This is a genomic window from Moraxella nasicaprae (genome assembly GCF_025643275.1).
In the GTDB taxonomy this organism is placed as follows: Bacteria; Pseudomonadota; Gammaproteobacteria; order Pseudomonadales; family Moraxellaceae; genus Moraxella; species Moraxella nasicaprae.
This window is the reverse complement of record NZ_CP089977.1, coordinates 1,755,212-1,769,698: the sequence shown is the minus strand read 5'-3', so window position 1 is coordinate 1,769,698 and position 14,487 is coordinate 1,755,212. Positions and strand designations below refer to the sequence as shown.

Annotated in this window: 12 protein-coding genes; all 12 read right to left on the bottom strand. The window is 45.4% G+C overall.

Annotated elements, in window-relative coordinates; translation table 11 throughout:
* Nucleotides 1–4 precede the first annotated feature (4 nt).
* Nucleotides 5–1,684, bottom strand: coding sequence for an NADH-quinone oxidoreductase subunit M (gene nuoM, locus LU297_RS08370; protein WP_263077374.1), 1,680 nt, complete (start codon nucleotides 1,682–1,684; stop codon nucleotides 5–7).
* Between the two features lie 4 nt (nucleotides 1,685–1,688).
* Nucleotides 1,689–3,560, bottom strand: a complete 1,872-nt coding sequence (gene nuoL, locus LU297_RS08365; RefSeq protein ID WP_263076069.1) for an NADH-quinone oxidoreductase subunit L — start codon at nucleotides 3,558–3,560, stop codon at nucleotides 1,689–1,691.
* A gap of 4 nt (nucleotides 3,561–3,564) precedes the next feature.
* Entirely contained in the window at nucleotides 3,565–3,930 is a 366-nt protein-coding gene (gene nuoK, locus LU297_RS08360; RefSeq protein ID WP_432806253.1) for an NADH-quinone oxidoreductase subunit NuoK, read from the bottom strand.
* A complete protein-coding gene (gene nuoJ / locus LU297_RS08355) occupies nucleotides 3,927–4,565 on the bottom strand; it encodes an NADH-quinone oxidoreductase subunit J (RefSeq protein WP_263076068.1) in 639 nt (212 codons plus the stop codon). The genes nuoK and nuoJ overlap by 4 nt, the downstream gene beginning before the upstream one ends.
* The gene (gene nuoI / locus LU297_RS08350; protein WP_263076067.1) at nucleotides 4,562–5,110 is read right to left on the bottom strand and encodes an NADH-quinone oxidoreductase subunit NuoI; all 549 of its coding nucleotides are present in this window, start codon (nucleotides 5,108–5,110) and stop codon (nucleotides 4,562–4,564) included. The genes nuoJ and nuoI overlap by 4 nt, the downstream gene beginning before the upstream one ends.
* A gap of 13 nt (nucleotides 5,111–5,123) precedes the next feature.
* Nucleotides 5,124–6,131 carry an NADH-quinone oxidoreductase subunit NuoH gene (nuoH, locus tag LU297_RS08345; RefSeq protein ID WP_263077372.1) on the bottom strand — a complete coding sequence of 336 codons (1,008 nt, stop codon included), beginning with the start codon at nucleotides 6,129–6,131 and terminating at the stop codon, nucleotides 5,124–5,126.
* Nucleotides 6,132–6,154: 23 nt separating this feature from the next.
* Nucleotides 6,155–9,220, bottom strand: a complete 3,066-nt coding sequence (gene nuoG / locus LU297_RS08340; RefSeq protein ID WP_263076066.1) for an NADH-quinone oxidoreductase subunit NuoG — start codon at nucleotides 9,218–9,220, stop codon at nucleotides 6,155–6,157.
* Nucleotides 9,220–10,647, bottom strand: a complete 1,428-nt coding sequence (gene nuoF, locus LU297_RS08335) for an NADH-quinone oxidoreductase subunit NuoF (RefSeq protein ID WP_432806252.1) — start codon at nucleotides 10,645–10,647, stop codon at nucleotides 9,220–9,222. The genes nuoG and nuoF overlap by 1 nt, the downstream gene beginning before the upstream one ends.
* Nucleotides 10,644–11,153: an NADH-quinone oxidoreductase subunit NuoE gene (gene nuoE / locus LU297_RS08330; RefSeq protein WP_263076065.1), complete on the bottom strand. Its 510-nt coding sequence runs from the start codon at nucleotides 11,151–11,153 to the stop codon at nucleotides 10,644–10,646. Before nuoE ends, nuoF begins: the two co-directional genes overlap by 4 nt.
* Before the next feature lie 144 nt (nucleotides 11,154–11,297).
* Entirely contained in the window at nucleotides 11,298–11,882 is a 585-nt protein-coding gene (locus LU297_RS08325) for a flavin reductase family protein (RefSeq protein WP_263076064.1), read from the bottom strand.
* Between the two features lie 14 nt (nucleotides 11,883–11,896).
* The gene (gene nuoC / locus LU297_RS08320; RefSeq protein WP_263076063.1) at nucleotides 11,897–13,645 is read right to left on the bottom strand and encodes an NADH-quinone oxidoreductase subunit C/D; all 1,749 of its coding nucleotides are present in this window, start codon (nucleotides 13,643–13,645) and stop codon (nucleotides 11,897–11,899) included.
* 98 nt (nucleotides 13,646–13,743) lie between these two features.
* Nucleotides 13,744–14,415: a NuoB/complex I 20 kDa subunit family protein gene (locus LU297_RS08315; RefSeq protein ID WP_263076062.1), complete on the bottom strand. Its 672-nt coding sequence runs from the start codon at nucleotides 14,413–14,415 to the stop codon at nucleotides 13,744–13,746.
* Nucleotides 14,416–14,487 lie beyond the last annotated feature (72 nt).

Here is a 14,487-nt window from a genome sequence, read left to right as displayed (position 1 = left end):
CTCCTTAGTGGTCATGATGATGGTGATGATGGTCATGATGATGTCCATCTTGCAGGTCGAACTTATGCTGATTCATATAATCGCCCATGTTGCCTTCAATCAAACGCACACCATGCTGAGGCTTACTCGCCTGCACGCCCTGTGCGTATGCTGCACCAATCCACTGCATCGAACTGTAAGATTTATCCAAGACAGGCTGAGGGTACAGACCAAGCCATAGCAAGCCTGCCACCAAAGTTGTCAGCATCACCAGCTCTCTTTTTCCCAAATCTTTTAGGCGACCACCATTTTGTACGGCAAGCGTTGTGGCGGTGTTTTTACCAAACAATGCCTGATAAATCAAAATCAGTGCATACAGACCTGCCAACACCAGACTAACTGTCGCCAAAATCGTGGCGATTGGGTGCTTAGCAAATGAACCAAGTAAAATCAGAATTTCACCAATAAAGTTGCCCGCACCAGGAATGCCAAGCAACGCTGCGGCAAAGAACATCAGTAATGGTGCAAAATATCTAAATTGACCCCACATGCCACCCATCACGCTCAAATCACGGGTATGTAGTCGCTCGTACAACTGACCTGACATGATAAATAATGCCGCACTTGATAGACCATGAGCCACCATCTGCACCATTAAGCCTTGTAAAGACACCAAATTGCCTGCATAAATCGCCAGCACAACAAAACCCATGTGTGAAATACTGGTATAAGCCAACAGACGCTTAATGTCCGTCTGAGCAAAGGCTAAGAATGCACCATAAAACACCCCAATCATACCAAGCACAATCGCTATCGGAGCAAACTGAGCTGACGATTCTGGAAATAATGGCAGTACAAATCTTAGCAAACCAAATGCAGCTGTCTTAATCAAAATACCAGCCAAGTCCACCGAACCTGCTGTCGGAGCCTGAGCATGAGCATCAGGAAGCCAACCATGCAAGGGGAAGATGGGCAATTTGACAGCAAAGCCAATAAAGAAACACAGCATGATGATGTATTCAAATCCGCCCATGTCCAAGCCGAGCAAATCATGATAATCAAAACTTAGCACCCCAGTTTGGGCAAAATGCACGATGACCATCAAGATAATGCCAATCAGCATGATTAAGCCAGATGCTTGGGTATAAATAAAAAACTTAGTCGCTGCATATTCTTTGGTGCGTCCGCCTGTGGCATTATGCCCCCAAAGAGCAATCAAAAAGTAAATTGGCAATAGCATCAATTCCCAAAAGAAAAAGAATAAGAATAAATCAATCGCCAAAAATACACCAATAACACCACCTAAGCTCCATAGCAGATTAAGGTGGAAAAAACCCACTCGGCGTTGAATCTCACCCCAAGAACAGCCCACCGCCATGATGCCCAAAAATGCCGTCAAGGCAATCATCAGCAAGGATAATCCGTCCATCGCCAGATGAAATTTGATGCCAAAGGTGGGAATCCAAGGCAGAACAAACTGTGCCGCCCAAGGCAGATTGCCCTGATGTGTCGCTCCGTCAGTTGCCAGCAAGCTGGTAAAATTACCCTGCTGCCACAATAAGATGGTCAAGCCAAATGTCGCCAGCATACTCAATAAAGCAATCCAGCGTGGCAAACGGTCATTGACCTTTTCAATCAACCAGCACAAAAATCCTGCAATAAAAGGAATTGCAATCAAGGCTGGCAATATCCAGTTTTGTTCCATCATTTTACACCACCATGACCATTGCCAAAATTAACACAATCACCAGACCAAACCCAAAGCTGATGGCATGACTACGCAAAAGCCCTGTTTGCGTCTTAGCGATTGCTTTATTACCCACCGATGCCAATGCAGGCAAGATGTTAATGACTTTATCCACAGGGTCAGATTTAAGCAGACGAGCCATCGCCAAAAACGGCTTAACAAATACCACATCGTACAACGCATCAAAACCCAAACCGTGATAGCACCAATGATATATTGCTGCACCAATCGCTGTCTTTTTAAAGCCATCAAGCAAACGACCCTTGTTAATGACATACAAGAACACCGCCACCAACAAGCCTGCCGCCATGAATGCCATTGCAATATATTCAGCAGTATGTTTGGCGTGAGCGTTACCCGCCTGCTCCAATAGCTGACCTTGACCTAAGGGCAATACTTCCATCAAAGGCGGTGCAATCAACGCACCAATCCCTGTTGATAATACCAACAAAACACTCAATGGCAACCAATAAGAAATGCCAGACAATTTTTCTGCGTGTGTTTTTTCTTCGCCAAAAAAAGCAATCCAAATCATTCTTAGGGTGTAGATGGAAGTGATGAACGCTCCAACCACGCCTGCCCAAAATAATGTCTGATGACCTGCGGCATACGCTTCCCAAAGAATTGCCTCTTTGGAATAAAAGCCCACCGTAATCCAAGGCAGAGCCACCAACGCACCACCGCCAACCACAAAACAGGCAAAGACCAATGGAATCTTTTTGGCAAGACCGCCCATCTTAAAGATATTTTGTTCGTGATGAACCGAAACAATGACCGCACCCGATGCCAAAAACAGCAATGCCTTAAAAAATGCGTGCGTCATCAAGTGAAAAATCGCTGCCTGCCACGCACCCACTCCCAAGGCAATGAACATATAGCCAAGCTGACTCATCGTTGAGTACGCCAAAATTCGCTTAATGTCAGTCTGCGCCAATGCACACAGACCTGCCACCAGCATGGAAATTGCACCAACACCACCAACCCAATACAGTAGCACATCAGGTGTTAAGATGAATAAGGGGTGCATTCTGGCAATCAGATACACGCCTGCCGTCACCATCGTTGCTGCGTGAATGAGTGCCGACACTGGTGTTGGACCTGCCATTGCATCAGCCAACCAAGTGTGCAACGGAATCTGAGCCGATTTACCCCAAGCACCGCCAACCAACATCATTGTGGTTAGTATCATCACAGGATTATCCATACTAAACACGGTTGGTGCTTTGGTGATGATTTCTTGGATATTTAGCGTGCCAAATTCACGGAATAATAAAAATAGTCCAATCGCTAAAAATACATCACCCACACGAGTAACGGTGAATGCCTTGATTGCCGCTCGCCCATTGGCTCGTTCATGAAAATAAAAACCAATCAGCAGATAAGAGCAAATCCCAACGCCTTCCCAGCCAAGATATAACAGTAATAAATTATCCGCCTGCACCAACAACAACATGCTGGTCACAAACAGATTAAGATAGCTAAAAAATCTAACAAACCCCTGCTCGCCATTCATGTACCATGAAGCAAACAGATGAATCAAAAAACCAACGCCTGTGATGATGGCGGTCATTGTCAGGGTCAAACCATCAAAATGCAAACCAAACGCAGGGGCAAAGTCACCCACTTTTAACCAAGTCCACAAGGGAATGTTAAGACTCTCTCCTGCATAATTTTGTAGATAATCCAACGAGGCAATGGCAGCAAAGATGGCAGAAAAAGCCATGCTACCCACGCCAATGATGGCTGCCATCATTTGTGACAATCGGTCTCGCAAACTTGCCAAAAGCAAAAAACCAATCAATGGGCAAATAAAAGTCCAAGCTAACATACTCATATTCTTACCCTCTTAAATGACTGGCTTGATTCACATCAAGATTGCGAAATCTATGATAAAACTGCAACAAAATCGCCAATCCAATCGCTGCCTCTGCTGCTGCCAAAGTTAGTACAAAAATAAACATCACCTGACCATCAGCACTACCCCAGACATTGCCACCAATCACGAACGCTAACGCAGTAGCATTCATCATGATTTCAAGACTCATCAACATAAAAAGCACATTGCGGCGAGCCATCACACCCACCAAACCAATGACGAATAAAATCGCACACAAAATCAAAGCATGAGCCACAGGAATACCCAGATTTGTCAGCGTCTGCCCTGCTTGTGCGGTCAGCTGATTGACCGCCTGAACACCACTCATCGCACGCCCTCCTTATGATGATTACTAAATACAGGCATGTCAGGTTGATGGTTGGCAGCATTTTCTCCTGCCTTGCTATCCTGATAATGACTGATGTTCTCATCGTCCAGTGCTTTTTTGCCCAAATGATAAGCCGCCACCAAAGCACCCAATAATAAAAATGCCGCCACTTCTACCAATAACACATACTTAGTAAATAGGCTGATGCCCACTTGTTTAGCGTCAATGCTTTGCGTGCTCAATGACTGAGCCGAATCAGGCGATTGGAAAATCAGACCTGCCAATACAGCAGCAATAATCATCGTCAAACACACAGGCGTTGCCCATGCGTTGGCTGTCAGCCAAGATTTTTCTTCACGCACATCAGTGCCAAGATTGAGCATCATAATCACAAAGACAAACAATACCAAAATCGCTCCTGCGTACACGATGATTTCTAGTACGCCAGCAAAAGATGCACCGACAATGAAGAAAATACCTGCCACCGATAACAACGACACAATCATTGATAAGATGGCATGCACAGGATTGGCATGCGTCACCACTCGAAAACTGGCAAAAATCGCCACCAATGCCAACGCATAAAATCCCACACGGTCAGCATTGCTCAAAAATTCCATCAATGTATTCATCATGGCAATAAACTCCGTACATCAATCGGTGCCGCTTCATTTTGGTGCGAACCTTTTGGTTGGTTTTGGGTTGCCATGCCTGTTACTCGGTAGTAGTTATACTCTGGATATTTACCTGGACCTGAGATGAGCAGATGTTCTTTTTCATACACCAGATTTTGACGATTGTACTCGCCAATTTCAAAATCGGGGGTCAGTTGAATGGCAGTGGTTGGGCAAGCCTCTTCACACATGCCACAAAAGACACAGCGACTAAAATTGATGCGGAAAAATTCAGGATACCAGCGACCATCTTCTCGCTCCGCTTTTTGAAGGCTGATACAACCAACAGGGCAAGCAACCGCACATAGATTGCACGCCACACAGCGTTCATCGCCATCTGGGTCTCGTGTTAGGACAATCCGCCCACGAAAACGAGGTGGTACTGGCACAGGTTGTTCTGGATATAAAATCGTATCTCGTTTACGCAAGGCATGGCTATTGACCATCCACATGGAGCGGACAATGCTTGCAATACCAACTGCGGTCTCTTTAAGAGTTGAAAGCATAAAAAATCACCAATTATTGCGTTAATAGGATAACCAATGCCGTAACCAACAAATTAAGCAAAGTTACAGGCAGGCAAACTTTCCAACCAAAATTCATCACTTGGTCGTATCTAGGACGCATTAGCGAGCCACGAGCCAACACAAACATTGTCATAAAAAACAAGGTCTTGACCATGAACCACACCACAGGGGCAATGAATGGAATATCTAGTCCAAATGGAGGCAACCAGCCACCAAAAAACAAAGTCGTCATCAAAGCAGAAATCAGCACCACATTGACATATTCGCCAATAAAAAACATACCAAATTTCATGCCAGAATATTCCACATGATAGCCCTCAGCCAGCTCCTGCTCAGCTTCTGGTTGGTCAAATGGGTGTCTGTGCGTGACAGCAACCCCTGCCACCACAAAAGTCAAAAAGCCAAAAAACTGTGGCACCACATTCCAGACTGTGGTTTGGGCTTCAACAATGTCTCGCAAGTTAAACGAGCCTGCCATCGCCACCACACCCATCAAGGATAAACCCAAGAACACTTCATAGCTGATGGTCTGTGCCGATGAGCGAAGTCCGCCCAATAGCGAGAATTTGTTGGCAGATGCCCAGCCACCAAACATCACAGCGTACACCGCAAGCCCTGCCATGGCAAAGAAAAATAGCAACCCAATGTTCCAATCTGCCACACCAAAAGTTGGCGATAACGGAATGATGGCAAAACTTGCCAAAGCGGTGAACATTGCGATGGCAGGTGCTAATGTGAATATTTTTTTGTCAGCAAAATTTGGCGTCCAATCTTCTTTGAAGAAAATCTTTAACATATCAGCAACCAGCTGCAAACTGCCCTGCCAACCGACACGGTTTGGTCCATAGCGGTCTTGCCATAACGCCAACATTCTGCGTTCATAGACAATCATCAATGCTGCGGTAATGACTACACCCAAAAAAATGATGAGTGCTTGCAATACCAAAAACAGCACCGACCATAATTGAGTGCTTAGCACGCCTGTCAAAAATTCAGGCATGGGTGGAATAAGACGAATTGCCATCAGACCACCTCCGCTGTTTGATTGGTGCTTGCCATGCCTGATACCAGACTGGCTTTAAACAAAGGGTTGCAATGATTTGTTGTTAAATCTTGCATACTTAGCTGATAAGCAGGTTGATAAATTGGCATGTCCTTGCCCACTCGCTTGACGGTTGTTGGTAAATGTGGCGACAATGGTACTTGTCCAGCAGGATAGCCGATACAGCCATCGGGCAAATAATCCACGATACATACAGGCAAAATAATCTCCCCAGCCACACTGCCGATGGCAAGTAAATCTCCTGACAAGACCTGCCAAGTATCTGCATCTTGTTGGTTGATGTACCACATGGCAGGTTTTAGCTGACTTGCCACCACAGGGCTGCGACTTGCCATCACACTACTGCCAAACAGATGATTGATTGGAATCAGCTTGGCAATGCCATTAAACACACTGGTTGGCTGAGTGTCAGTAATCGTAGTACGAGATGATTGATACACTTCATCAAGGCGTGGCAAACGGTCAAACAGACGCACGCCCACATCACCGCCTTTAAGCTTACCGCCCACTTTATCTTGATATTTATTCCACGCTTGGGGCGAGTTCCAGCCTGCCGCCCATGCAAAAGGAATACTGGCAGGATTGGTTTGATTGCCCACATAGCCTTCCATTGAGAAAGTCAATGCTGTATCGATGTCTTTGGGCTGCATTGGCTCGTGGATAGATAGCGGAGCTCGCATGGCGGTACGACCAGAATAACGGCGTGGCTCACGAGCGATTTTTAGACCACGAATACGATAGTCGGCAGTCGGTGCAGCAAGCTCCACCCCTGACAATGCCGAATAATCAAATACCATCGCCTCAATAATCTCATCAAGATGAATGTCATCTTGTGCACCGTCCAGCGTCTGCTTGATGGCTGATAACCAACGCCAAGCCTCCTTAACCTGAGTATCTGGCTCATAATATTTTTTATCATAAGCCTGAAAGAATCTTTGGGCCCGACCCTCTGCTGACACCAAAGTACCATCGCTCTCAGCAAAGCTGGCTGACGACAAAACCAAATCAGCCATCTGATGCCAAGCATAATGCTGATGGTCTAGTACGATGAGCGTCTTACCTTGCAAAAGCTGCAACAGATTGGTGCTAACCAGCTGGCTGATGTCATTTTCCAAAATAATGACCGCCTCAAAATCTGTCGCCAAAATCTCTTCCACCGATTGACCACCAAGCAAGCTCAATCCTGCACTATTGGCATAAGGCAAGCCAAGATATACCCCTGTCAAAGTGACAAAATCTTTTGACAGCTCTTTTGGCTTGGGCAATCTGGGCAGTTTTGCTTGTTCATGCTTATCAGTGTTGGTATGCTCATGTTCAGGTTTTGCCATCAGCTGTGCATCATGTGTTGGCGTGTCGCTACCTGCCAACTGGTCAATGCTCGTCTGATAATCTTGCATTGCTTGTTCATTGGCAGCTTTGATGGCAGTGCGTTTTTTGCTCAAAGTTTGAGCGATAAAACCAACCGCCTCGATGATTTTTGGCGAAGACAGTGAAGCACCAGACACCAATAATGGACGATTAGCCAGCACCAAATCCATCGCAATCTGATACGCCAAATCAAGCATCTCGCCATCTGCATCAAGCATCGGTTTGGTCAAATGATTCAAATCCACCCCAAAACTGTCGATGACCTCGCCAACCAAGAAACCAAGACGAGCAATCTCTTCAATATTTGCCACCGCGGAAACTTTGGCAATGTCAGACAGCTTGGTGTCCACCACATCAACCACATAAATTGGGCTGTATGCCGTTTGACCGATACGCTTGACAGGCTCAGCCAGCCAATGCTCGGTGCGTAATGCTGTCGCCATCGTTTTGGCAAGATTTTTGGCGGCTTGACGCACTGACAACGCCACACGAGCAGCTGTTTGCGTAATATCCTCACCCAAGACAAATACCGCATCCGCTTGCTCAATTTGACTTAAAGACACATTATAGACATCTTGATGGCGAAGCACTTGTACTGCTTTATCGGTCAAAATTTGCTCAGATAGGCTTTGACCTGTACTATAACGACCATCGCCAACCAATTTTTTTAGAGCGTAGTTATTTTCAAGACTGGTCGCTGGCGAACCAATACCAATGGTTTTTTTGTGTTTAATCAGCTCACACGCCCTATCTAATGCCTCATCAGCAGTCATGGTTCGCTTAGCTCCCAGCTCGTTGGCATAAGGAACAACTGGTCTATCAGCACGATTGACATAGCCATAACCAAAACGCCCACGGTCACACAAAAAATAACCATTCACATCGTGATTGTAACGATTTTCGATACGGCGTAGTTCGCCATAGCGTTCCCCTGCCGAAATATTACAACCAGAAGAGCAGCCGTGACAAATGCTTGGGGCATACTGCATGTCCCATTTACGGTTGTAGCGGTCAGAGTGGGTTTTGTCGGTAAAGACCCCTGTTGGGCAAACTTCGGTTAAGTTGCCGCTAAATTCGCTTTCAAATTGACCGCTTTCTTCTCGCCCAAAATAGACACGATTATTGCTGGCATACACGCCAAAATCCGCACCACCTGCATAATCCTTATAAAAGCGTACACAGCGATAACAGGCGATACAGCGATTCATCTCGTGATTGATGAACGCCCCTAAGTCTTGGTTGTGGTGGGTGCGTTTGGTAAAGCGGTAGCGTCTTTGGCGATGTCCCGACATATAGGTCATGTCTTGCAAATGACAATGACCACCCTCTTCACAAGTCGGGCAATCGTGGGGGTGATTGGTCATTAGATATTCCACGATACGCTTGCGAAATTCTTTGGCTTCGGCATCGTCCACCGAGATGTACATGTCATTGGTAGGGGCGACCATACAGCTCATCACAAGGCGACCACGCCCAGCTTTCATATCTTCTTCGTTATTAAACTGCTTGACCGCACATTGACGGCACGACCCCACCGACCCCAAAGCTGGGTGATAACAAAAATACGGAATATCAATCCCTAACGACAGGCACGCTGAAAGCAGATTGTCAGCACCATCAACCTCAACGGTTTTACCATCAATATGAATGACTGCCATCACACCTCTCCTTGCTCTGCTTGGTTGGGAATTTTTTGTTCAAATTCATGGCGGAAATATTTTAACGCACTCATCAAAGGCTCCATCGCACCAGGAGCATGAGCACAAAAAGTCTTACCAATCCACAAATCACGAGTCAATTCGGACAATTTATCAATGTCTTCACTTTTGCCCTGCCCATTGTCAATGGCATCAAGGATTTTTACCCCCCATGGCAAACCATCTCGGCACGGCGTACACCAGCCACAAGACTCTCTTTGGAAAAATTGTTGCAAATTCTTAGACAAAGAAACCATGTCTTGGGTTTCGTCCACCACCATCATCAAACAAGTACCAAGCCGTGAGCCTGCTTTCATAATGGGGTCAAAGTCCATCACAAGGTCAAGGTGTTCATCGCTGGCGGTCAAAAAGTCGGTACTTGCCCCACCGGGGAGCCACGCTTTTAATTTCAAGCCGTCTTGCATACCGCCAGCCAATTCAATAATCTCTCGTGCGGTATAACCAAAAGGCAATTCCCAAAGACCTGCGTCCTTGACACGACCGCTACACCCCATAATTTTAGTACCAGGGGTCTCGCTTTTGCCCTTAATCTTGGCAAGGTCAAGATACCACTGTACCCCATTTAACAAAATGGCAGACATATTATTAAGCGTTTCTACATTATTAACCACCGTTGGGCGACCCCATGCTCCTGATACTTGGGGAAATGGCGGTTTGGTGCGTGGATTGGCTCGTCTGCCTTCTAGACAGTTAATGAGTGCCGTCTCTTCGCCACAAATATATCGTCCTGCTCCTGTATGCACATGTAAATCAAAATTAAAGCCACTGCCTAAAATATCATCGCCCATCAAACCATGTTCATGCAGCTCGGCAATGGCAGCTTCCAATCGCTGTGCCGCCAAAATATACTCGCCACGAATAAAGATATAACCGACACTCGCCCCAATGGCATAAGCGGTAATCAGCATTCCCTCAATCAGCTGAAACGGCAAACGCTCCATCAAAAGGCGGTCTTTAAAAGTCCCCGGTTCCATCTCATCGGCATTACAAATCAGATACCGTACACCGCCATCTGGGGGTGTCATAAAGGTCCATTTTAATCCTGCGTTAAAGCCAGCACCGCCTCGTCCACGCACATTGGCAAGTTTTATCATCTCGCCCACTTCTTTTGGGCTTTTTGTTAAGGCAATCTTAAATCCATCAAACCCTTTTAGTGCCAAATAATCTGCCAATTTTAGCACCGCATCTTGATGATATAGTCGCCAAGTGAGCGGGTGTGTTAGACTGGTGGGAGCTTGTCCATCTGCTAGCCCCACGCCCCAAATCGGTGTTTTTTGGCGGTTTAGCTGGCTTGGAGCAAGTCCATTTTGGCGTGCTTGAATTTGGCTTTTTAAGTCCGCCTTGTTGGTCATTTCATTATAAATCATTGATATTGCTCCAATAAATAAGCAACTTCACTTGGCAGTACAGGACCATAAGTGTCCTCATCAATCAATACACTTGCCCCCTTATCACAGTTGCCCAAACAGCAAATCGGCAAAAGTGTAAAACGACCATCAGGCGTGGTCTGTCCATACTCAATGCCAAGCTCACGCTTAAAGGCATTGGCAAGCTCCTCGTAGCCATTGAGATAGCAAGCAATACTATCGCAAATCAAAATCACATGGCGACCCACAGGCGAACGATAAATGCGATTAAAGAAAGTTGCCACACCCTCCACATCACTCACTGCAATATCAAGCATATTGGCGATGGCGGCAACCTGAGCGTCATTGACCCAACCATTTCTTTTTTGGACAAGTTTAAGAGCGTCGAGCACCGCTGCACGAGCTTGTGGATAGTGATGAATGTATTCATCAATGCCTGCAATCTCATCAGGCGTTAAAATCGTCTCAATAGCGACTTTGGGAGTTTTGTCAGTTACGATTTTCATAACATTACCTTTTTTGCTAGTCCTTAACCACAGACTGGCTTTTTTACATTTAATATTTTTACAAAATTCTTACAATGATTTTATCCTAAATACACACTCTTTTAACATCATCAGCCCAGCAAGTTCCGATGGGTGTTTTGGTGCTTATTTTGATGCACGAAAGTTTTTGCCCAACAAGTCACCAAGCCCTTGATAATGACGAAAATTATAAATGAGTGGTTGCCATTTGGTTGGGTCGATTTTATCATTGTCCATTATCAAATTCTTGCAGGCGTGAACCTGTACAATTTTTAATTCAATAATGGCATAACCGTCCCTTTCGCTCACATTGACCACTTTGGTTTCGGCTTGCAATGGGCATTCTTTAATGCGAGACGGTTTTATCTTTGTGGAGCTTTGGGCTGTAAATCCGCCCTGTTCAAACTTATCAGCACAAAATTGATAATCCGACTTCTTATAATCAGGCACGGGATTTTTACCAGTTGTCGGGGCAATCTTTTCTATTTTTTCCCAAAGTGTTTCATCAGGTAAATTTAATACCACTTCCCCACAAGTCCTGATGTTTTCAAAAGCCTTTCCTTGCATACTAATCCCAATCACCACATTATCACCCAAACACCAACTGGAAGAAATCGGTGTGATGTTTGTTTTATTATTTTCATCAATGCTTGTTAATAAAATCACAGGAAAGCCATAATAAAACATTTGCGGTGAGATGGGTTTATGCATATTGTTATCCTTGATTATCTATCACAATCCGCCATCACAATATCAATGCTGGCAAGATAAATAATCGCATCAGGCACCAAAGAGCCGTTAATCACGGACGGCATCTGCTGCAAATGAGCAAAGGTTGGCGTGCGAATACGGGTGCGATAACTCATGGTTGAATTGTCAGAAGTGACATAATAGCTGTTCAATCCTTTTACGCCCTCGACCATACAGGCACTCTCGCCAGCTGGCATGACAGGACCCCAAGACACAGAAACAAAGTGGTTAATCAAAGTCTCAATGTCTTGCAAAGTGCGATCTTTGGGTGGTGGTACAGCCAGTGGATGTTCGGCTTTATAGGCTCCTGATGGCATATTGTTTAAACATTGCTCAATGATACGCAGAGATTGGCGAATTTCTTCAATCTTCACCAAGCATCTGTCATAAGCATCGCCGTTATAGAACACAGGCACTTCAAAGTCAAAGTTTTCGTAGCCCATATAAGGACGAGCTTTACGCAAGTCAAACTCAACACCAGTAGCACGCAGACCTGCACCAGTCACCCCCCAAGCCAACGCTTGTTTGGCATCGTATTGGGCGACATTTTGGGTGCGTCCTTTTAGCACGCTGTTGGTCATACTTGCCTTAAAGTATTCATCAAGGCGTTTTGGCATCCAATCCAAGAAATCTCTGACCAGTTTTTGCCAGCCATTTGGCAAATCATGAGCTGTACCACCAATCCTAAACCATGCTGGGTGCATACGATAGCCTGTCACCGCCTCGATGACATCATACGCCTTTTGACGGTCGGCAAACATATAAAACACAGGGGTCATACCGCCAGCGTCTTGAATGAATGTTCCCCAATACAAAAGGTTGTTGGTAATGCGGAAAAATTCACTCATCATCACACGAATCGTTTGGGCTCGTGGTGGTACTGTGATGCCAGCCAGTTTTTCAACCGCCATAATATAGGGCAATTCATTCATCACTCCGCCCAGATAGTCAATGCGGTCAGTATAAGGAATGAACGAGTGCCAAGTTTGGCGTTCTGCCATCTTCTCCGCCCCACGATGATGGTAGCCAATGTCAGGAATACAATCGACAATCTCCTCGCCATCAAGCTGCAACACCAAGCGAAACGCCCCATGAGCAGATGGGTGGTTAGGCCCGATGTTTAGGAACATAAAGTCCTCATCTCGCCCACTTCGTTTCATGCCCCATTCTTCTGGCACAAAACGCAGATTTTCTTGTTCAAACTGCTGTTTGGCGGTATTAAGAAAATAAGGGGTAAACTCAGTCGCTCGTGCGTGGTATTCTTTACGAAGTGGGTGTCCCTCCCAATATTTGGGCAATAAAATGCGTGTCAAATGCGGGTGTCCGTCAAACACCACACCGAACATATCCCACACTTCCCTTTCGTACCAGTTGGCATTTGGATAAATCTTGGTCGCTGATGGAATGCTTTCGCCTTCTGCCAACGCAACCTTGATACGAATGTCAGAATTTCGCTCCAAGCTCATTAAGTGATAAAATACGGTAAAATCACTTTTTGGCAAACCATAACGATGCTGACGCAAACGCTCATCAATGGCGGATAAATCTACCAGCATTACAAAGGGCTTAGGCAATTTGCGTAAATACAGCAAAACGTCAAGCACCTGCCCTTTATCCACCCAAACAGTGGGAATGCCGTCCGCCGTCTCTTGGACGGTCAAATTTGTAAAATGAGCATTAAGCTCGTTTAAAATCTCAAAATCGTGAATGTGGTTAATACTCATAATGACAACTTGTTTTATATATTCACTGGCAGCTGATTGTCTGATTGCCTATCTGTTGTTGCAAATCTACAATGTTATCCTAAAAACACATTTAATACCTAAAACGCATCATCTTGGCTACGCAAATTAACAGTAGCGATACGGTCGGCATTTTTTCGGTCTCGTTCTGGCGTCATCACAGGCTGAATGATGCCCTGCTCATTTAGATGAATGCCCAAAGGACGGCGTTCGTGCGTGATGGAATTTTGTAGCAACATCAATGCCTGAATGACCGCCTCAGGGCGAGGTGGACAGCCTGGAATATAGACATCAACAGGTAGGATTTTATCCACACCCTGCACCACCGAATAAATGTCGTACATACCGCCAGAGTTGGCACACGCCCCCATCGAGATGACCCATTTGGGTTCTAGCATTTGCTCATATAGACGCAAAATCACAGGTGCCATCTTGACAAAACAAGTACCAGCGACAATCATCACATCAGCTTGGCGAGGGCTGGCACGAATGACCTCTGCCCCAAATCTTGACAAGTCGTGAACGCCTGTCAAAGTTGTGGCATATTCCACATAGCAGCACGATGTGCCAAAGTTGAACGGCCACAATGAGTTTTTGCGTCCCCAGTTGGCAAGACCATGCGTCAAATCGGACAATTTACCCATAAAGACATTCTTATCAATCTCAGCTTGGGTAATGTCATCAATCAACTCTTTGGATTGCTTAGGGTATTGATTTGCTTCTGGATTGGCTTTGGTTAGGGTATATTTCATAATACAGAACCGATGTTTGTCAAAATCGCTCGATAAATCTGGCTATTAAATTACACTTTTTGATTTTTTTAT